22 protein-coding genes are annotated in these 18,730 nt (G+C 43.5%); 14 read left to right on the top strand and 8 right to left on the bottom strand.

Going from position 1 to position 18,730, the window contains the following annotated elements; genetic code table 11:
• Window positions 1-94 precede the first annotated feature (94 nt).
• The 5 genes from QEP06_RS07990 to trpS all read left to right on the top strand — a co-directional run bounded on the left by QEP06_RS07990 (window position 95) and on the right by trpS (window position 2,677).
• A complete protein-coding gene (locus tag QEP06_RS07990; protein WP_251832380.1) occupies window positions 95-475 on the top strand; it encodes a TraR/DksA family transcriptional regulator in 381 nt (126 codons plus the stop codon).
• Between the two features lie 97 nt (window positions 476-572).
• Window positions 573-812, top strand: coding sequence for a DUF6576 domain-containing protein (locus tag QEP06_RS07985; RefSeq protein WP_285269796.1), 240 nt, complete (start codon window positions 573-575; stop codon window positions 810-812).
• 8 nt (window positions 813-820) lie between these two features.
• Window positions 821-1,006, top strand: a complete 186-nt coding sequence (locus tag QEP06_RS07980) for a DUF2683 family protein (RefSeq protein WP_251832382.1) — start codon at window positions 821-823, stop codon at window positions 1,004-1,006.
• Complete coding sequence (locus QEP06_RS07975) at window positions 1,006-1,647, top strand: lipoprotein signal peptidase (protein WP_251832383.1); 642 nt, start codon at window positions 1,006-1,008, stop codon at window positions 1,645-1,647. Before QEP06_RS07980 ends, QEP06_RS07975 begins: the two co-directional genes overlap by 1 nt.
• 61 nt (window positions 1,648-1,708) lie before the next feature.
• Window positions 1,709-2,677, top strand: a complete 969-nt coding sequence (gene trpS, locus QEP06_RS07970) for a tryptophan--tRNA ligase (protein WP_285269795.1) — start codon at window positions 1,709-1,711, stop codon at window positions 2,675-2,677.
• Window positions 2,678-2,795: 118 nt separating this feature from the next.
• On the opposite strand, the gene QEP06_RS07965 is transcribed toward trpS, so the two are convergent.
• The 6 genes from QEP06_RS07965 to QEP06_RS07940 all read right to left on the bottom strand — a co-directional run bounded on the left by QEP06_RS07965 (window position 2,796) and on the right by QEP06_RS07940 (window position 7,450).
• Complete coding sequence (locus QEP06_RS07965; protein ID WP_285269794.1) at window positions 2,796-3,491, bottom strand: YjjG family noncanonical pyrimidine nucleotidase; 696 nt, start codon at window positions 3,489-3,491, stop codon at window positions 2,796-2,798.
• Between the two features lie 27 nt (window positions 3,492-3,518).
• Window positions 3,519-3,653 (bottom strand): hypothetical protein, encoded by a 135-nt coding sequence (locus QEP06_RS07960; RefSeq protein WP_285269793.1) that lies wholly within the window; start codon window positions 3,651-3,653, stop codon window positions 3,519-3,521.
• 46 nt (window positions 3,654-3,699) lie between these two features.
• Window positions 3,700-4,290: a sigma-70 family RNA polymerase sigma factor gene (locus tag QEP06_RS07955; protein WP_251832386.1), complete on the bottom strand. Its 591-nt coding sequence runs from the start codon at window positions 4,288-4,290 to the stop codon at window positions 3,700-3,702.
• A 177-nt stretch (window positions 4,291-4,467) separates the two neighbouring features.
• The gene (locus QEP06_RS07950) at window positions 4,468-4,956 is read right to left on the bottom strand and encodes a hypothetical protein (protein ID WP_285269792.1); all 489 of its coding nucleotides are present in this window, start codon (window positions 4,954-4,956) and stop codon (window positions 4,468-4,470) included.
• Window positions 4,957-5,035: 79 nt separating this feature from the next.
• Window positions 5,036-6,316 carry a methionine adenosyltransferase gene (gene metK / locus QEP06_RS07945; protein ID WP_285269791.1) on the bottom strand — a complete coding sequence of 427 codons (1,281 nt, stop codon included), beginning with the start codon at window positions 6,314-6,316 and terminating at the stop codon, window positions 5,036-5,038.
• Window positions 6,317-6,505: 189 nt separating this feature from the next.
• Entirely contained in the window at window positions 6,506-7,450 is a 945-nt protein-coding gene (locus QEP06_RS07940; protein WP_285269790.1) for a hydrogen peroxide-inducible genes activator, read from the bottom strand.
• Between the two features lie 104 nt (window positions 7,451-7,554).
• Here QEP06_RS07940 and QEP06_RS07935 point away from each other — a divergent pair, with 104 nt between their 5' ends.
• The 6 genes from QEP06_RS07935 (at window position 7,555) to QEP06_RS07910 (ending at window position 12,322) form a co-directional block, all read left to right on the top strand.
• The gene (locus QEP06_RS07935) at window positions 7,555-8,889 is read left to right on the top strand and encodes a catalase (RefSeq protein WP_285269789.1); all 1,335 of its coding nucleotides are present in this window, start codon (window positions 7,555-7,557) and stop codon (window positions 8,887-8,889) included.
• Between the two features lie 74 nt (window positions 8,890-8,963).
• Window positions 8,964-9,728 (top strand): enoyl-CoA hydratase/isomerase family protein, encoded by a 765-nt coding sequence (locus QEP06_RS07930; RefSeq protein ID WP_251832391.1) that lies wholly within the window; start codon window positions 8,964-8,966, stop codon window positions 9,726-9,728.
• Window positions 9,729-9,738: 10 nt separating this feature from the next.
• Window positions 9,739-10,164: a deoxycytidylate deaminase gene (locus QEP06_RS07925; protein ID WP_285269788.1), complete on the top strand. Its 426-nt coding sequence runs from the start codon at window positions 9,739-9,741 to the stop codon at window positions 10,162-10,164.
• Window positions 10,165-10,175: 11 nt separating this feature from the next.
• Window positions 10,176-11,078, top strand: coding sequence for a site-specific tyrosine recombinase XerD (gene xerD / locus QEP06_RS07920; protein ID WP_251832392.1), 903 nt, complete (start codon window positions 10,176-10,178; stop codon window positions 11,076-11,078).
• Window positions 11,079-11,600, top strand: coding sequence for an NUDIX hydrolase (locus QEP06_RS07915; RefSeq protein WP_285269787.1), 522 nt, complete (start codon window positions 11,079-11,081; stop codon window positions 11,598-11,600).
• Window positions 11,601-11,620: 20 nt separating this feature from the next.
• Window positions 11,621-12,322, top strand: a complete 702-nt coding sequence (locus QEP06_RS07910) for an RluA family pseudouridine synthase (RefSeq protein WP_285269786.1) — start codon at window positions 11,621-11,623, stop codon at window positions 12,320-12,322.
• Window positions 12,323-12,365: 43 nt separating this feature from the next.
• Here the strand turns inward: QEP06_RS07910 and QEP06_RS07905 are convergent, their stop codons facing one another.
• Together QEP06_RS07905 and QEP06_RS07900 are read right to left on the bottom strand one after the other, a co-directional pair.
• On the bottom strand, window positions 12,366-14,525 hold the full coding sequence (locus QEP06_RS07905; RefSeq protein WP_285269785.1) for an outer membrane beta-barrel protein: 2,160 nt from the start codon (window positions 14,523-14,525) through the stop codon (window positions 12,366-12,368).
• Window positions 14,526-14,724: 199 nt separating this feature from the next.
• Complete coding sequence (locus tag QEP06_RS07900) at window positions 14,725-17,001, bottom strand: aconitate hydratase (RefSeq protein ID WP_285269784.1); 2,277 nt, start codon at window positions 16,999-17,001, stop codon at window positions 14,725-14,727.
• A 135-nt stretch (window positions 17,002-17,136) separates the two neighbouring features.
• On the opposite strand from QEP06_RS07900, the gene QEP06_RS07895 reads away from it, so the two are divergent.
• The 3 genes from QEP06_RS07895 (at window position 17,137) to QEP06_RS07890 (ending at window position 18,593) form a co-directional block, all read left to right on the top strand.
• Window positions 17,137-17,439: a CD225/dispanin family protein gene (locus tag QEP06_RS07895; RefSeq protein ID WP_285269783.1), complete on the top strand. Its 303-nt coding sequence runs from the start codon at window positions 17,137-17,139 to the stop codon at window positions 17,437-17,439.
• Window positions 17,423-17,812 carry a DUF2752 domain-containing protein gene (locus QEP06_RS11710; RefSeq protein WP_425256193.1) on the top strand — a complete coding sequence of 130 codons (390 nt, stop codon included), beginning with the start codon at window positions 17,423-17,425 and terminating at the stop codon, window positions 17,810-17,812. Before QEP06_RS07895 ends, QEP06_RS11710 begins: the two co-directional genes overlap by 17 nt.
• A 67-nt stretch (window positions 17,813-17,879) precedes the next feature.
• Complete coding sequence (locus tag QEP06_RS07890) at window positions 17,880-18,593, top strand: WG repeat-containing protein (RefSeq protein ID WP_285269782.1); 714 nt, start codon at window positions 17,880-17,882, stop codon at window positions 18,591-18,593.
• Window positions 18,594-18,730: the final 137 nt, after the last annotated feature.

The following is an 18,730-nucleotide window of genomic DNA, read 5'->3' as shown; positions in this document are numbered from 1 at the left end:
TCATTCAATTTATTAAAAAAACATTCAGAACGCGCCCTGGGCAACGGATGAGATGTAGGAAAAAAGGCGGCGATTCTGATCGAAAATTATAGCTATGGCAGAAGAAAGACAGCGGTACAGTGATGCCGATTTACAGGAATTCAAGGAGCTGATTCAGCAAAAAATAGAAAAAGCAGAACGCGATCTGATGTTGATACGCGAAAGTTTCATCAACGACCAAAACAACGGTACCGATGACACATCGCCAACTTTCAAAGCATTCGAAGAAGGTGCTGAAACCCTCAGCAAAGAGCAGAACGCCATCTTAGCCGGCCGCCAGGAGAAATTCGTGCGCGATCTGAAGAACGCGCTTGTACGCATAGAGAACAAAACATACGGAATTTGCCGTGTGACCGGGAAACTTATCGGTAAAGACCGTCTGAGAGCCGTTCCACACGCAACGCTGAGCATCGAGGCAAAGAATCTGCAACGCTAAACCAAACTTTTCGCAATCACTCATTTAGGTTTATAATATGCTCCCGCGGCACATTGTAAACCTATTTGAATTTTAAAAAATTAATTTCAGAAGCAGTTTGGAAGCGTTACTCATCATTGCAGCCATCGGAGTTATCTTTTATTTTTTCCGGCACAGACTTCGGCGGGATGTCTTTGGGAAAACCGAAAAATACCAGTCGCAGGATGATATCTTCAATGCAGAGAGACGCGAACGCGAACGCGAGATCGACAGTCTGCTTGCTAAAATGGGCAAAAACGGCACCGATGATCTTTCTGCAAAAGACCGCCAGCGGCTTGATGAACTTTCAAAAAAATAATTAAAAAAATGGAATCACTCATAGTACATCCCAAAAACCAAATGGAGCTGAATGCACTGAAAAGTGTAATGAAGGAAATGGGAATCAGGTATGAAAAATTTCACACCCGCAATACGAAAACGGTGAAACCTGAAGTCAAGACTCAGGCAAAACCGCCGAGAACATTCAAAGACAAGCCAAAGACGGACCTGTAATGAAGAAGATAGCGCTCATCACTCTTGCCATCTTATTGGTAGACCAAATCTCTAAATTTTACATTAAAACCACATTTCATCTGGGTGAAAGCGTAGATGTACTGCCGGGTTTCAAACTCACCTTCGTGGAAAATCCGGGTATGGCTTATGGGCTTCATTTCGGCGGACTGCTGGGCAAATACGCTTTGGTCATCCTTCGTATCTTCCTCATTGGCGGAATGATTTACCTTTTCCGAAAATGGCTGAAAGAAGGCATCCACAGCAATTACCTGTTCGTCCCGATGGCTATGATCTTTGCAGGCGCAATCGGCAACCTGATCGACGGTATGTTCTACGGCCTCATCTTCGACAGCGGTACTGTTTTCGATGAAAGTGTAGGCCGCTGGATCGATTATGGCGGCATCTCAAATGTGGTGCCTTTTGGCGAAGGATATTCACATTTCATGAAAGGCTGCGTGGTAGATATGCTGCACTTCCCGCTGGTAGACTGGTGGGTACCGGAAAGCTGGCCAATCATCGGCGGTAAACATATTGAATTCTTTAAGTATATCTTTAATGTCGCTGATTCCGCAATCACCGTAGGAGGCTTGCTACTGCTTATTTTCCGTAAGAAAGCTTTCCCGGAAGGGATGGATTTTTAGATCCTACGAAGAGGTAATCTTCTTTAAATAATCATGTTTTTCAAACCAAACATTTCGATAAATGTCACGAATCCTCACCGGTATACAGGCAACGGGTACACCGCACCTTGGAAATCTTCTGGGCGCCATAATCCCCGCCATCGAACTATCAAAAAAATCGGATAACGAATCTTTTCTGTTCATCGCGAACCTGCATTCATTAACGCAGATAAAAAATGCGGCAGAACTTAAACAAAATACGTACGAAATTGCGGCTGCGTGGCTCGCATGTGGCCTCGATACTGAAAAAACCTTTTTTTACAGGCAAAGCGACATCCCTGAAGTCTGTGAACTTTCGTGGTATCTTTCATGCTTTTTTCCGTACCAAAGACTTACGCTGGCGCATTCATTCAAAGATAAAGCTGACCGTCTGGAAGACGTAAATGCCGGCCTTTTCACCTATCCGGTGCTGATGGCCGCAGATATCCTGCTTTATGATGCAGAGGTGGTACCGGTCGGTAAAGACCAACTGCAGCATCTGGAGATGGCCAGAGACATGGGCTCACGCTTCAATCATCAGATGGGTGAGGTGTTTGTGCTGCCGAATGCGGAGCTACAGGAAGATACCAAATATGTGCCCGGTACGGACGGGAACAAAATGTCTAAGTCACGCGGCAACATCATCAACATTTTCCTTCCGGAGAAACAGCTTAAAAAACAGGTGATGAGCATCGAGACAGATTCTAAATCGCTCGAGGAGCCAAAAGATCCCGAAACCGACAAAGTTTTTGCGATTTACAAACTCATCGCTTCGCCGGAAGAAACAGCTGCACTGGAAGCAAAGTATCTTGCGGGCAATTTTGGCTACGGACATGCAAAGACGGAGCTTTTGAATCTAATTTTAACACGGTTCCAAAAAGAGCGTGAACTCTTCAGTTATTATATGAACAACCTCCACGAACTGGAGAACAAACTGCAGGAAGGGGCCGAAAAAACCAGAAAGATTGCAGCGGAAACGCTGGCGCGTGTAAGAGAAAGCCTTGGCGTTTGAAATATTCATGCTGAAAAGCATTAAAAAACATACGGACGCTTCAGTGAAAACGTCCGTATGTTTTGTTTAAAAGACCTGTATGTTTTTGTCCAAACGTCCTGATGAGCTTTCGGGAGGGTCAGAATATATCTTTGAGTTCTGCTAATTTCTTAATGACAGTGACACCTTCCGCTTCATAATTGTCATTAAAGACATCAAAGAAAACCACTTTCAGTCCAAAGGCTTTTCCGCCCTCCACATCGGCAATCCAGTCGTCACCGATCATAGCAGATTCCTCAATCTTTGCACCGGCTTTATTCAACGCATACGCGTAAATCTCCGGATTCGGCTTGCGGACATCGATCTCATCGGCACTGGTGATGGTTTTGAAGTAATTCTTTATGCCTGAAAGTTCACATTTGCGGTACGTCACCTCTTCAAAACCATTTGAAAGGATGTGCAGCGTGTAGCCTTTGTCTGAAAGATATTCCAGCAAGCTGAACGCACCCTCCACAAGGTCGTTATAATTCAGTATTTCATCTAAAAAATTTTTTTCAAAGGTTTGCGCCAAGGTGAAATCATCGATGCCGAAAAATAGGAAAGAATCGTGAAAGCGGTGTTTACGCAGATGTTCTTTGTCTATTTCGCCATCCCGGATCTGCGCCCACAGACGTTCGTTAATGGTAAAGTATTCTTTGTGAAACTCCTCGAAGTGGATGTTATACTTGTCCCGAACCTTTTCGCGTTCAAAAATTTCCTTAAGTGTGAGGTACGCGTTATGGCGGTGATCCCAAAGGGTATTGTCGAGGTCAAAAAAAATGTGCTGCATCTTCATACAGCACAAAATTAGGTAAATTAAACCTTAGTTCTTCACCACGACCTGGTTTTTGGTTTTAGTTTTCAGCACATGTATGCTTTTGGAAAAACTCAGGAGAAAATCAATGGTGTGTTTTTTTGGTTTCAATAGTTTTTCGTTTAAAGTGTCATTTTTTTTCATAGGCTAAATGGTTTTCACTAAAAACGGAAGAAACTGCCAAATAGTATCAGCGCGTCAAAATTATCTTGTGCTCATCCATTATTTTGCGTAGGTTGATAAGGGCATAACGCACGCGGCCGAGCGTGGTATTGATGCTGCTGTCTGTATGATCTGCGATTTCCTTGAAACTGAGCCCATCGAAGAAACGCAGACGGATTACTTCCTGCTGGTTCTCGGGAAGATATATGAGCATCTTCATCAGATCATCTTTGATCTGCTTGCTGATAAGCTGTTCCTCAATGTTTTCCTCACTTCCTGCGATAAGGTCAAAAATAGAGAATTCATCATTTTCATAAGATGTCTCAGAAACTTTCACGTGTTTGCTCTTCAGCCTGTAATGATCGATAATGAGATTGTGGGCGATGCGTTTAGCCCAAAGGATGAACTTGCCTTCTTCATTATATCGCCCTTCTTTTAGGGTGACAATTATTTTCATAAAAGTATCCTGGAAGATGTCGTTAGCCAACTCTTCATCCATCAGCTTATAGAAAATAAAGGAAAAAAGGTCTTTCTGGTGTCGCTCGATCAGTATGGCGAGGGACTTTTCGTTACCGCTGCGATAGTCTGAGATCAACCTGCTATCTGTATGTGTTTTCATAACTTGCTTCATTTTAAAAACCGAATTGCTGCCAACTTTCACAGTTGGTTTTCCGAGGTCCGGTTTTACAGAAGTAGAGTTATTTAATCTATAGAGGTTTGTTTTGAATTAGGTCTGTAAAAGTAATAAAAAAGTTAATACACTGTTAATTTTTTTGAATCTTTTAAAGAAAATTAATTATCGGCTCAAATCCTGCAACATGACGAGCGGAAGGTTGACTGTAAAGTTAAAATTAAAACCTTTCAATTCCTTCCCGTTGATGCCCTTTTTATCGATCGGGAACGCATATCCGCCGGTAACATCAATCAGGCCGAAAAGTGTCGCACCTATTTTCGGAGCTGCGTATTTGGTCGTGACTTCTGCGCCTGCCAAAAAATAGTAGGAATGATAAAAATCTACGTTACGCTCAAAATTAAGTAAAATATCTCCCTGCACTTTGGGCATGATGGCGAACTCCCCGTTTGCAGAACCCATCAATGCAGAGGCACCGAGGCGGTACACTACATCATCGTTCTCCAGAAAAAGAAGTCGCCCTCCTACTTCACCGAAACTTTGGTTCTGGTAAACATAGCCGGCATGCAGCAGCCTATGCACGGCCATCTGCCCACGAAGAAGGGGCGAACAACACATCATCAGGAAAAGCGGGAGTAAGAAATATCTAGCCATTTTTATATTTGGTGTAAATGGTAAAGGTAAAAAAAACTGCTTTGCACAGGCAAAGCAGTTCGGTTTTTTTTATTTTGTATTAAAGTTCAAAAGCTTTCTTGATCTCTTCTACTTTATCCAGTTTTTCCCAGGTGAAAAATTCAAGATTATCAATCGTCTTTTCATTGTCCTTGCCTTTGTTAAATGTTTTACTGGCAACATAATGCGACCTTCCCATGTGTCCGTAAGATGCTGTTTCAAGGTAAATCGGATTTCGCAGTTTCAGGTTCTGCTCGATAGCGTAAGGTCTAAGGTCAAAGATGCCTTTAAGTTTCTCAGCTATTTCACCGTCTGTAAAATCAACTTTTGAAGTACCATAAGTCGTTACGAACAGTCCGCAAGGTTCAGCTACACCTATCGCATAAGAAACCTGAACCAGAACCTCATCTGCCACCCCGGCAGCTACAAGATTTTTAGCGATATGACGCACCGCGTAAGCAGCGCTTCTGTCAACTTTCGATGGATCTTTCCCCGAAAATGCACCTCCACCGTGCGCGCCTTTTCCACCGTATGTATCCACGATGATTTTACGGCCGGTAAGTCCTGTATCACCGTGCGGCCCACCGATAACGAATTTTCCGGTTGGGTTGATATGGTATTTTATCTGATCATTGAAGAGTTCCTGTACCTCACGCTTTTGTGCAGCTTTCACTTTCGGGATCAGGATTTCAATGATGTCTTTTTCAATCTTAGCCAGCATCGCTTCTTCACTGCCGAACTCGTCGTGCTGCGTAGAAACCACGATTGAATCTATGCGGATAGGTTTGTGATCATCAGAATATTCTATAGTCACCTGCGATTTTGCATCTGGTCTGAGATAAGAAATAGCGTTACTTTCGCGTCTCAAAGCCGAAAGTTCGCGCAAGATGGTGTGTGCTAAATCCAGCGCCAGCGGCATGTAGTTTTCGGTTTCATTCGTAGCATACCCAAACATCATTCCCTGGTCACCAGCACCCTGAGCGTTGGCCTTCGTTTCAAAATCTGCATGATCTGACACACGGTCTACACCCTGATTGATATCCGGTGACTGCTCATGTATCGCAGAAATCACACCGCAGGAATCACCATTGAACATATACTCGCTTTTGGTATAGCCAATATTGTTGATCACTTTTCTCGCAATATCCTGAACATCAAGATAGGCAGAAGACTTCACCTCTCCGGCAAGAATTACCTGGCCGGTGGTAACCATCGTTTCACAAGCTACCTTCGCAGAGGGGTCATAGGCCAGGAAATGATCGATCAGTGCATCTGAAATCTGGTCGGCCACTTTATCCGGGTGGCCTTCTGATACAGACTCGGACGTAAATAAATAGGACATATTTCTTTTGATTTTTTAATTAAAATATTAAAGAAAAAAAGGGAGTGATTACAAAAGAAACTAAAATAGAAATTCTGTTTTAGCATTTTTTAGTGAGGTTGCAATCAGTCAAATTTTTCCTCTCGAATTATCGGAGGCAAATTTACTACAAATAATGCAGATTACAAATTAAACCATACCGCTGCAACATTACTGCGGCTGCACACTTTCAAAGTCTTCCGGGCTGCGGTTGTAGTTGAGTTTTTCCTGAAGCGAATTGCGGATCGAATCCGCCATCTGATCCAGAATCTTTTGTTTATAAGTAGGTTTGTAATAGATCAAACTCACCTCCCGGAACGGGAAAGGCTTGCGAAAACGCGCCACTTTTTCCTTCTGTTCCGTTGAAAGTTGCGGCACGGCAAGTTCCGGCAATACGGTGAGACCACCAACGCGGTCAACCATTTGGATAAGAGTGCTGATATTAGAAGCCAGGAATTCCAGATTTTGCGGTTTTAAAGAGTTTTCCTTCAGCATACAGATGTTCTCGAACTGCGTCCGAAGGCAATTTCCCTCCTCCAAAAGCCACACCTTACTGTTGTTCACCTCTTCCGGAAGAACAAAAGTGTCTTTGCTTTGACTTTCAGATGAATAAACCATCAGTTCCTCATTAAAAAGGAAATCCTGAAAGAATTCGTTTGCCGCATCGTATGGTGTGGAAATAATGCCCGCATCCAATTCACCGGATTTCAGCAGTTTGATGATATTGTCCGTAGTCATTTCCTTCACATCGAGCTCTATCTTTGGGTTTTCTTTGAGAAAATCAAAAATCTCAGCCGGCAGTATGTAGCTTGAAATCGTAGGTATAATGCCCAGGTTCAGTTTTCCGGCAAGAACATTATTCAGCAAGCTGGCCTTATTCCGAAGTTCGTTCACGGCATCGATGACGCGCTTGGCATCTTCGATGATGTGTGTTCCAACGTCGGTAGTACGGATGGGATGCGTTGTACGGTCAAAAACTTTCACATCCAACTCGTCTTCGAATTTCTGAATCATCGCACTGAGCGTAGGCTGCGTAATAAAACAGGACTGCGCAGCACGCCCAAAATGTTTAAACTTATCCACGGCGATAAGATATTCCAACTGCTGAATATTCATAAAAGTAAATTTTTCTGCTGCAAATGTAAGCTGTTTTCTCTATTTTAATCGAAATCCGCAACTTTCAGTTCAAATTCCGTAAATTTGCACAACAATTTTTTTTCATGAGCCCTGACCATAACTTTAATGATTCTCAGAAGATTACACAACCCGCTCTCGGCTTGTCTGATTTATTGGTGGGTGAAAGCGTAGCGCGCTCTGTACGGCGCAAAATTCCCGAACGGGTGACGAACGCTAAAGGAAGCGGCGCCTTCGGTACTTTCACCGTCACTCATGATATTTCTAATTATTGCAAATCATCACTATTCTCAAAAATCGGTACTAAATGCCGCGTATTTACGCGCTTTTCTACGATGCACGGCGAAAAAGGCAGCTCTGATGCTGAACGTGACCTGCGCGGTTTTTCGCTAAGGTTTTATACAGAAGAAGGCCATTGGGATCTGGTAGGAAATAATTTGCCTGTTTTTTTCACCAAAGAGCCACAGCATTTTTCAGAGTATATGCGTGCACAAAGTCCGGACGCGAGTACAAACCTGCGCTCCGCAGCAAAAAAATGGGATTTCTACAGCGCACATCCTGAATCTCTGCATGTTTTGCTGATGCTGATGTCGGGCCGTGGCGTGCCGGCAAACTTCCGCGAAATGCACGGCTATGGCACACATACTTTTTCTTTGATCAATAGAAACTCGGAAAGATTCTGGGTTAAATTTCATCTGATCAGCCAACAGGGCGCACACGCTTTCAACGGTGGAAGCACACAGCATAATTTTGCGCATATTGACCTTTTAAGTTCGATAAACACCGGGAATTTCCCGAAATGGACTTTAGCGATACAGGTGATGACCGCAGAAGAAGCGAAAACTTCCCGCTGGAACCCTTTTGATGTTACCAAAGTTTGGCTGCATGAGGACTTCCCGCTTATTGAAGTCGGCGAAATTGAGCTTAACGAGATTCCGACCAACTATTTTGATGATGTGGAGCAGGCGGCACTTTCCCCTGCCAATACCATTTCCGGCATCGGTTTGTCACCGGATAAAATTTTGCAGGCACGTCTTTTTTCATACGCTGATGCGCAGCGCCACCGTTTAGGCCTAAATGCAGAGCAATTACCTGTCAATCAGGATTTTTCTTCCCCTAAATATCATGCGATGGATGACGTAGCACAAAGCATTTCGTTTAAGCCGGACCAATATGACAACGAAGGTGATCACTATACCCAACCCGGCCTTTTCTTTTCTAAAGTTCTGAATGATGCCGAACGGCAGATTTTGATCAGAAACATCGTCGAAGAGATGCAGCAAATAGAAGGAAGCGACGCAAAAAACATCATCAACCGTCAGCTGTGCCACCTTTTCCGTGCGAATATAGAACTCGGGATGAAGGTAGCGACCGGTTTGCAGGTGAATATCGATGCTAATATGATGAGCCATTCGCTCTAATTTGATTTAAAGACACCGACTTTATCCCGGCTAAGTCAACAGAAACATAAACCATTAACAAACAGAATTTAAGCATGTACGAAAATATCCTTACAGAAATTCAGGAACGTATTGCGATCATCACCATTAACAGACCACAAAGCCTGAATGCACTGAACTCAAAGACCATAAGTGAACTGAGCGACGCATTCGGAAAATTTAATGAAGATGATCAGATACGAGTAATAGTTTTAACCGGTAGCGGAGAGAAATCTTTCGTTGCGGGTGCAGACATCAAAGAATTTTCGGACTTTAAAACGCCCGAGGCAGAGGAATTGGCGAGAAACGGGCAGAATATTTTGTTTAATAAGATCGAGAACCTCAATAAACCCGTGATTGCCGCTGTTAACGGTTTTGCACTCGGAGGCGGACTTGAACTCGCTTTAGCATGCCACATCAGATATGCTTCAGAAAACGCTAAACTCGGTCTGCCGGAAGTTACCTTAGGACTTATTCCCGGATATGGCGGAACACAGCGCCTGCCGAAACTGGTAGGTAAAGGCCTGGCGAATGAACTTATCTTTTCCGCTAAGATGCTGCCTGCAGCGCGCGCGAAAGAGATTGGACTTGTAAACGAGGTTTTTAGTCCGGAAGATCTGCTGCCAAAAACATTGGAACTTGCTACGACAATTGTACGGAATTCGCCAATGGCCATTTCCAAAGCAATCGAGGCGGTAAACCTATCAGACACTGAAAAAGGATTTGACGCGGAAATAAAGTCGTTCGGGCAACTTTTCGAGATGGAAGACAAGAAAGAAGGCGTAGCCGCGTTTCTTGAAAAAAGAAAACCAGCATTTTAACAGATATCATTTGGAACCTACAAAATTCGACATCGCCTATCTGAAAATGGCGATGGAATGGGCACAACTGTCCTACTGCAAGCGGCGCCAGGTTGGCGCACTAATCGTGAAAGACCGCATGATTATTTCAGACGGCTACAACGGAACGCCCTCAGGATTTGACAACTGCTGTGAAGACGAGTTGGGAAAAACCCACTGGTATGTGCTGCACGCAGAGGCCAACGCGATCCTGAAACTGGCGCGCTCGACGCAATCGGCTATGGATGCTACATTATACCTTACACTTTCGCCGTGCAAAGACTGCAGCAAGCTTGCCGTGCAGGCCGGAATAAAAAAAGTGGTCTACGTAGACGAATATTCGGACAATGCAGGTATAGAATTCCTGCAGGAACATGGCGTTTCTGTACTGAGGATTGCCAAGGAACTATTAAGCTAAAACCCAACAAAATGACCTGGAAGGAAAAAATAGAGGATTTCGAAAAGTTTCTGAAGTACGAACGGAATTTTTCCGACAATACCCTTGATGCCTATCTGCGGGACATCCGGAAGTTACAGAGCTACGCCGAAGAAACACTGGATGTGGGCCCTCTGGAAATCTCGTATGAAAATCTGCAGGAATATCTCTTCCAGCTTTCCAAGCAGAAATTCAGCGAGCGTTCTCAGGCTCGGTGGATCTCTTCTATTAAAGCTTTTTTTAAATATTTAGCTGAAGACGAGGCCCGCGAAGACAATCCTACGACGCTGCTTGAAAGCCCTAAACTCGGGTTTTATCTTCCGGACACATTAAGTTTTCAGGATGTGGAACGCATCATCAAAGCCATCAATCTCTCTACAGATTTAGGTCGCCGCAATCATTGCATGATCGAAGTGCTTTACGGCTGTGGTTTACGAGTCTCCGAGCTGATCGACCTTAAAATTTCAAACATAAATTTTAAAGAATCATACCTAAAAGTAGACGGAAAAGGTGATAAATCACGGTTTGTACCGCTTGCCCATTTTACAGCGAAACTTATCAAACAGTATATCACCGAGGTTCGCAGCAAATATAAAGTCAACAAAAAGTGTGAGGACATCCTCTTTCTGAACAGTCGCGGTTCGGCAATGTCCCGTGTGATTGTCTTTATTATCATTAAAGAATTAACGGAAAAAGCCGGAATTAACAAGAAAATTTCACCGCATACGTTCCGCCACTCGTTTGCGACGCACCTACTGCAGAATGGTGCGGATCTGCGGTATATCCAGGAAATGTTGGGTCACTCAAGTATTACAACTACAGAAATTTACACACACCTGAAAAACGAAGAACTTCGGGATGTCATCCTCAATTATCATCCGCGAAACAAGGTTTAAATGAGCGCACTGAGGTATTGTATGAAATGTGGACGGGAAACGCTGCAGTGGGATGGTGAGAAAAAATGGAGTTGTTCTGAATGCGATTTCAGTTTATTTCATAATGTTGCCGGCGCAGTAGCGGTCTTGATTAAATATAACGACGAAATTCTCTTCACACGCCGCAGCCAGGAACCGATGAAAGGCAAACTGGACCTTCCCGGTGGTTTCGTGGATCCAAAAGAAAGCGCCGAAGTCACCTGCGTACGTGAAATTTCGGAAGAGCTTAGCTACAATATTGATCCGTCCGGCTTAAAACACTTAGGCAGTTTACCAAACGTATATCATTATAACGGGATCGATTACAATACTTTGGATTTGTTTTACGAATATGCAACGGATCAAAAATTCGATGTTGAACTGGATCTTGCTGAAGTTTCGGAAACCGTTTGGCTCAAACCTGAAAATCTGGATTTAGAGGATTTGGCTTTCGAATCGCAGAAACTCTTTCTTTCCGGTTATCTCAAGCATTTAATTAAATAAAAAACACGGCTCTATAAATAATGGAGAGGCAAAACGAAAGTAATATCGAAGATCAGATCATATTTGAAGACAATCATATTTTGGTCATCAACAAAAAGGTGGGCCAACTTGTTCAGGGTGATAAGACCGGCGATAAATCTATACTTGAACTCATTAAAAATCATATAAAAAACCGCGACCAAAAGCCCGGAAATGTATTTTTAGGACTCGTACACCGCATTGACAGGCCAACTTCAGGACTTGTGATTTACGCTAAGACCTCTAAAGCGCTGACGCGGTTGACCAAAATGGTGAAAGACCGCGAGATCAAAAAAACCTATTGGGCGGTGGTGCCGAAGAGCGATATTCCGCAATCTGCGCGCCTAATCAATTATCTACAGAAAAACGAAAAGACAAATAAATCGACTGTTTTCACCAAAGCAACCGACAACGCGAAGGAAGCCATCCTCAATTACGAAGTCATCAGACAGCTCGACAATTTCATGCTTTTGGAAATAGACCTCGAAACCGGCCGTCATCACCAAATCCGCGCGCAACTTTCTAAAATTGGAGCGTCTATTAAAGGTGACCTGAAATACGGAGCACCGCGCTCAAATCCTGACGGTGGCATACATCTCCACGCCAGGAAACTTGAATTCACCCACCCTGTGACCAAGGAAAACGTGGTGATTACTGCACCTGTTCCGAAAGAAGATCCCGTGTGGCAGGCTTGCGAAAAATAGAAACAAAAAAAACCGTGCAGAAAGTCACGGTTTTTTTGGCGGATTATGGAAGCGGATTTATCATTCCGCCATCTTCTTTTTTCTCCTGATTCAGCAAATTTGGGGCTTCTTTCGCCAGTTTGTTTTTGGTTGGGATCTTATAATTTACCGAAAAACCGAAGTTCCTGCTGTCAAATTTGTTCATCAAAACCACATTCGGCTGTGCTGTAAGTGACCGGAAAGACATTTGCTGACCATTCAGAATATCATTTGCAAACACCGAAACGCTCAATCTGTCTTTCATGAATTTCTTCGAGAGCGTCACATCAATATTGTTGCCCACCGGATTCACCGTCTGGAAATAGTAATAATTCGCATTCCGCGGAATCACGAAATAATTGATGGCAAGCTTAATGTCTTTGGGCAGAATGAACTGCGAGTTGAGATTCAGCATCAGAAATCCTTTGGTGTCGATATCAGGCAGCACGTGTTTCTGATAAGCCGCATAAACGTAGATGAAATTGATCTTATCAGGGTTGAAATTGAAATTCATGATTTCCTTCAGAGGCGTAGAAAATATCATTAAAGGAATTGGTAAGCCCACATTGAAATTGTGAACCGTAACTTCCGAGATGTTTTCCTGACGGTTTCTGATGTATTCATTTTCAAGTCCAGTCGCTGGATCTGTCACTTTTTCGCGCGTTACGAGCTGCATAACCTGGTTTTTTGCATTACTCGCGCTGTAGCCGATAAAAGCGTAATCGAACATCGAAACTTTCACTTCATAATTGTCGAATATCGTGGGTTGGAGATTCGGGTTACCGGTTGTCACGGTGTTTCCGTTCTGGTAAATGCTGTTGTTCGGATTAAGGGCAGAAATTCCCGGGAGTGTAATTTTGCGGTTGTAATTAAGCGCAAGGTAAATCTTCGGAACAAAATTATACTGCACGCTGGAATTTGGGAAAAACTGGAATTTATTAAACGGAATCAAATCTTTTTCGACCAGATTCCCGCTGGTGTCAAAAGCTCTCGAAATGCCCGAAATATCATAATTTTCGGCTCTCGTGCCCAAAATGAAATCGAACTTTTTAAATTTTGTCTGAAATTCAAGATAGGTGGAAGCCGTTTGGCGCTCATAATCGAGATTCGTGATACCTTCGCTTTCTGTGGTGAAGTTCTGTATATCATACAATCCACCGAAACTCATCTTACCTTCATCCAGAATATTCAGCGGTTGTGAATAATCTACTTTAAACGTCGAAACATTCATTTCAGAATTATTTTGCAGTACCGCACTATTCTGCAGACGATTGATCTGCTCAAATTCTGACGACGAATTGCTTAGGTTATACTTAAAATCCAGTTTTTTATTCTTATCAGCGAACCTTTTTTGGTAAGTGGCTACGGCTTCATGACGGACATTAAAGGTGTTCGCATCATCTTCGCTCTGGAAAGGCGTTCCGAAATACCGTCCGGTGCTGAAGGTATAATTGTCATTATTGTTGTGGTAGATGTCATAGTTCAGCAAGAGACGGTCTGAAGCGATATCAAAAGTCATGGCGGCTTTCGCAAAATAGCCGCGGCGGCGGCCATCAGTTCTTGTCGTGGAGAGGTCATCTAGTGCGGCAAACATCAGATTCTCGCGGTAATTTTGGCCCACATTAAGCTGCCACCCGAAATATTTGTTTTTCGCATTTAAGCTTAATGAATTATTGGTTCGGCTTCTCAACCTGTCATAATCTGTAAAACTATAATTCCCGGAGTAGGTTGCGGAAAGGTAATTTTTGGCCGTTTTAGAAGTGATGATATTCAGGATGGCGCCACCTGAAGTTGCGGGAAATTCCGCTCCCGGCTGCGTAATGATTTCGATACGTTCAACAGAATTCGCGGGCATACCTTCCAAAAAACCATTGAGTTCATTTGAGCTGATATTCAGCGGCCGGCCATCCATAAACACATCGAGGATTTTTCCCTGGTACATCATTCCGGCGAGATCGGTTACCACCAGACCCGGAAGTTTCTTCACACCTTCCATCAGCGTGCCGGAGTTGAGCTGGGGTTGTTCGGAAAAGTCGAAAATGGTACGGTCGGCTTTCTGCTCAACCGCTTTTTTAGCTTTTACTACAGTAACTCCTTCAATAGTAGATTCGCGGTCTGTTTTGGGTTTTTCCTGCGCATAGGAATTAAGAAAGGTAATAGAAAGAATTACGATTGATTTTTTCATAAATGGATAAGCTACTGAATTTAATTTACTTCAATTAGACCATGAAAGCGGTAAATTGTTACAAAAGCCTGCATACTGTGCGGGAATTAACTTATTTGAGATATTAAATTTTTGTTTCCGTTATTTATTTAAAAACAAAGCACAAAAAAACCGCACTGGATCAGTACGGTTTTCTGTTTTTATAAGGTTTTAATATTTCTTACAAATTGTTTTTTGCTTCTTCAGCAATCAGATTTAAAGCTGAACCAGCTCTGAACCAGCCAATTTGCTGCGCATTATACGTATGGTTTGCAAGGATGATGTCCTTCGTTCCGTCGGCATGCTGAAACTCGAGCTGTACCGGGCGTCCGGGTGCAAACTGATCTAAATCAAGGAAGTTGATTGTGTCATCTTCGAAGATCTTGTCATAATCATCAACATTGTCAAAAGTCAGCGCAAGCATACCCTGCTTCTTAAGGTTGGTCTCGTGAATTCTCGCAAAAGACTTCACCAAAACTGCACGTACACCAAGATGTCTCGGTTCCATTGCAGCGTGCTCACGTGAAGAACCTTCACCATAGTTTTGGTCACCTACAACGATGGTTGGGATGCCGGCTGCCTTGTAAGCGCGCGCCACATTTGGCACCTCATCATATTCGCCGTTAAGACCGTTTTTCACGCTGTTCGTTTCCATGTTGTAAGCGTTGATAGCGCCAATCAACATGTTATTTGAAATATTATCAAGGTGTCCGCGGTATTTCAACCAAGGTCCAGCCATTGAAATATGGTCTGTCGTACATTTTCCGAACGCTTTGATTAAGAGTTTCGCTCCTGTAATATTTCTGCCGTCCCACGGCTCAAAAGGCGTAAGCAACTGAAGTCTGTCAGACGTAGGATTAACGTCAACACGAACTTGCGAACCGTCTTCAGAAGGTGCTTGGTAACCATTGTCGGCTACATCAAAACCTTTAGCAGGCAATTCAAAACCATTAGGTTCGTCCAAACGAATTTGCTCACCGTTCTGGTTTGTCAGTGTATCGGTAATCGGGTTAAAATCCAGACGACCTGAAATCGCGATCGCAGCTACCATTTCCGGAGAAGCAACGAAGGCGTGCGTATTTGGGTTTCCGTCCGCTCTTTTTGCAAAGTTTCTGTTGAATGAATGGATAATGGAGTTTTTCTCTCCTTTCTCAGCACCTTCACGATCCCACTGACCGATGCATGGCCCACAAGCGTTCGTGAAAATTCTCGCTGATTCAAATTTTCTGAAAGAATCGAGGAATCCGTCACGTTCCGCAGTATATTTCACCTGCTCTGAACCTGGGTTGATTCCTAAAATTGCTTTAGGCTTTACACCTTTAGCTACGGCATCTTCTACAATCGAAGCTGCGCGTGAAAGGTCTTCGTAAGATGAATTGGTGCAAGAACCAATCAAAGCCCATTCTACGTCAAGCGGCCAGCCGTTTGCTTCGGCTTTCGCACGAAACTCAGATACTGGCGTAGCCAAATCGGGCGTGAACGGACCGTTCAGGTGCGGCGTAAGTTCATCTAAATTTATTTCAATCACCTGATCAAAGTACAGTTCAGGATTTGCATAGACCTCTGCATCGCCGGTCAGGTGTTCTGCCACTTTATCAGCAGCATCTACGATGGCCTGTCGTCCGGTAGCGGCAAGATATCTTCTCATAGAATCATCATATCCGAAAGTAGACGTCGTAGCACCTACCTCAGCTCCCATGTTGCAGATTGTTCCTTTTCCGGTCGCAGAAAGGCTTTCAGCACCTTCGCCAAAATATTCAATGATGCAGCCGGTTCCACCTTTTACAGTTAAGATACCTGCCACTTTCAGGATGATGTCTTTTGCGGAAGTCCAACCGTTGAGTCTGCCTGTCAACTTCACACCGATAAGTTTCGGCATTTTAAGTTCCCAGGCCATGCCAGCCATGACATCTACTGCATCAGCGCCCCCTACACCTACGGCCACCATACCTAAACCACCGGCATTCACAGTGTGTGAATCTGTTCCGATCATCATACCGCCCGGAAATGCGTAATTCTCGAGCACTACCTGGTGAATGATTCCCGCGCCCGGCTTCCAGAATCCGATTCCGTACTTATCGCATACAGAACTTAAAAAATTGAAAACTTCGGAGTTTTTATTGATACTATCCTGCAAATCGGCTTCCGCACCTACACGCGCCTGAATAAGGTGATCCGCATGCGCCGTAGAAGGAACAGCAACTTTTGCTTTGCCGGCCTGCATGAACTGGAGCAAGGCCATCTGTGCGGTAGCATCCTGCATCGCAACACGGTCTGGCGCGAAGTCTACATAAGAATTCCCACGCTCATATTGCTGGCTCAGGTTACCTTCCCAAAGATGGGTAAAAAGGATTTTCTCCGAGAGTGTAAGGGGTTTTCCAACGATTTCTCGGGCTTTGGCAATCCTTTCAGGATAACGCGCATAGACCGACTGAATCATATCAAAATCAAATATCATGTCTAAAGTATTTTTTAAAAGTTTAGGAAACTCAAAATTACGACATTTTTAGGTTTTAAATGGTTTTAGTCATACAGAAAATATGTTGAAGCGATGCCGGAAATCTATTTTTGCTTACTTTTAAAAAAAATATTGATGGAATTTTCAAATGAAAGTATGGGCGCTGAGCGCAGGCCTTCGGGTTTTCCGCCAAAGAACTGGCTGGTAGAATCTATTTTGGTAACCTTGTTTTGCTGTTTGCCATTGGGCATCGTCGGAATCATCAATGCAGCCGGCGTAGAAGGAAAATTTGCGCAGGGTGACGTGGCGGGAGCACAGCGCGCTGCACAAACGGCTAAAACGATGGTCCTTATTTCCGTTGTTGTAGGCGTCCTGGGTGGATTTTTATATTTAATCGTATTTGGAGGTTTAGCTTTTCTAGGTGCAGCAGCAGAATAAAACCACGCGCAAAATTTTACCGTGGATCTTGGCGGTCGGAATTGTCAGTTGCGCAATCCTGTATTATCACTTTGATCCGGCGGTTTACCAGTTTTTTCCTAAATGTCCCTTTCTCTCGCTTACCGGATTGCAATGTCCGGGCTGTGGCTCACAGCGTGCCGTGCATGCTATTCTACATTTAAATTTAAAGGAAGCTTTCACTTATAACCCACTGTTGGTGATCTCAATACCGTACATTCTTGCGGCAATGCTATTCTACACCGATTTTGCAAAAAAGAGATGGCCTAAAACCAGAACTATCTTTTTCGGTTACAGGGCTATTCTGATTGTATTAGGTGTCATTATCCTGTTTGCCATATTCAGGAATTTTTAAATGGCTAATTTTGCCTTCATTTAAACCAAGTGAACCAATGGACTTTTTAAAAATATTTTCAGTTTTGATGTTGACCTTTTGGCTTTCCGGAAACGGCTACGCTCAGGAATCGACTGCCAAGGTTCAACCCAGGGATGAATCTGCTGATGTACACAAAAACATTAAAAAAGATAAGAACGAAACGCTTCTTATCCCACAAAAATCAGACGGGAAATTCGGTTTTATCAACACCGAAGGAAAGGTCATAATCCCGCATCTGTACAGCAATGTAGGCTTCTTCGCAGAAGACTGTCAGCTGCAGAATTCCCCAAATCCGAAAGTCCGTGTTTTTGGATCGGCAAAATATGCGGCAGTAAGATATCTCGGTAAAGATTACAGGATCAACCGTGCTGGAAAACGCGTCTATGCCTACCGGGACAATGATTTGGGAAAATGCCCGCACGAGTTTCGGAAGCAGCTGTTTCATGCCTATGTTTTCAACGATAATTATGGAATCATCGAAGATTCACGTTTTGAAAACCCCGGAGATTACCGGCAGTTCACGATCTATCCGCAATACGATTATCTGCACATACTGGAAGGCGACGACCTTGAAAATCCGATGATCATTGCTGCAAAAAACAACCGTTTTGGGATAATCGATATCAATAACCGCGTCATCGTCCCGTTCGAATACAGCGACATCAAGCGGAATTTCAGCTGGAAACTCGCACAGCTGTTTGAAGTGACCAAAGATGGTCAAAACTACTTTTTCATCGACATTAAAAACCAGGCATATTAAAATTTTATTGTACTTTCGTCACTGAAATAAAGGGGTGCTGTAAAAAGCTGAGATTATACCCAATGAACCTGGAACAGGTAATGCTGTTTAGGGAATTTAAAATGTACAATTGAAAAATGTAGCAAGCCTGTATTGTT

It is taken from the genome of Kaistella rhinocerotis, assembly GCF_030243905.1.
Taxonomy (GTDB): Bacteria; Bacteroidota; Bacteroidia; order Flavobacteriales; family Weeksellaceae; genus Kaistella; species Kaistella rhinocerotis.
The sequence above is the reverse complement of the archived record's forward strand: the minus strand, read 5'-3'. Positions and strand labels throughout refer to the sequence as shown.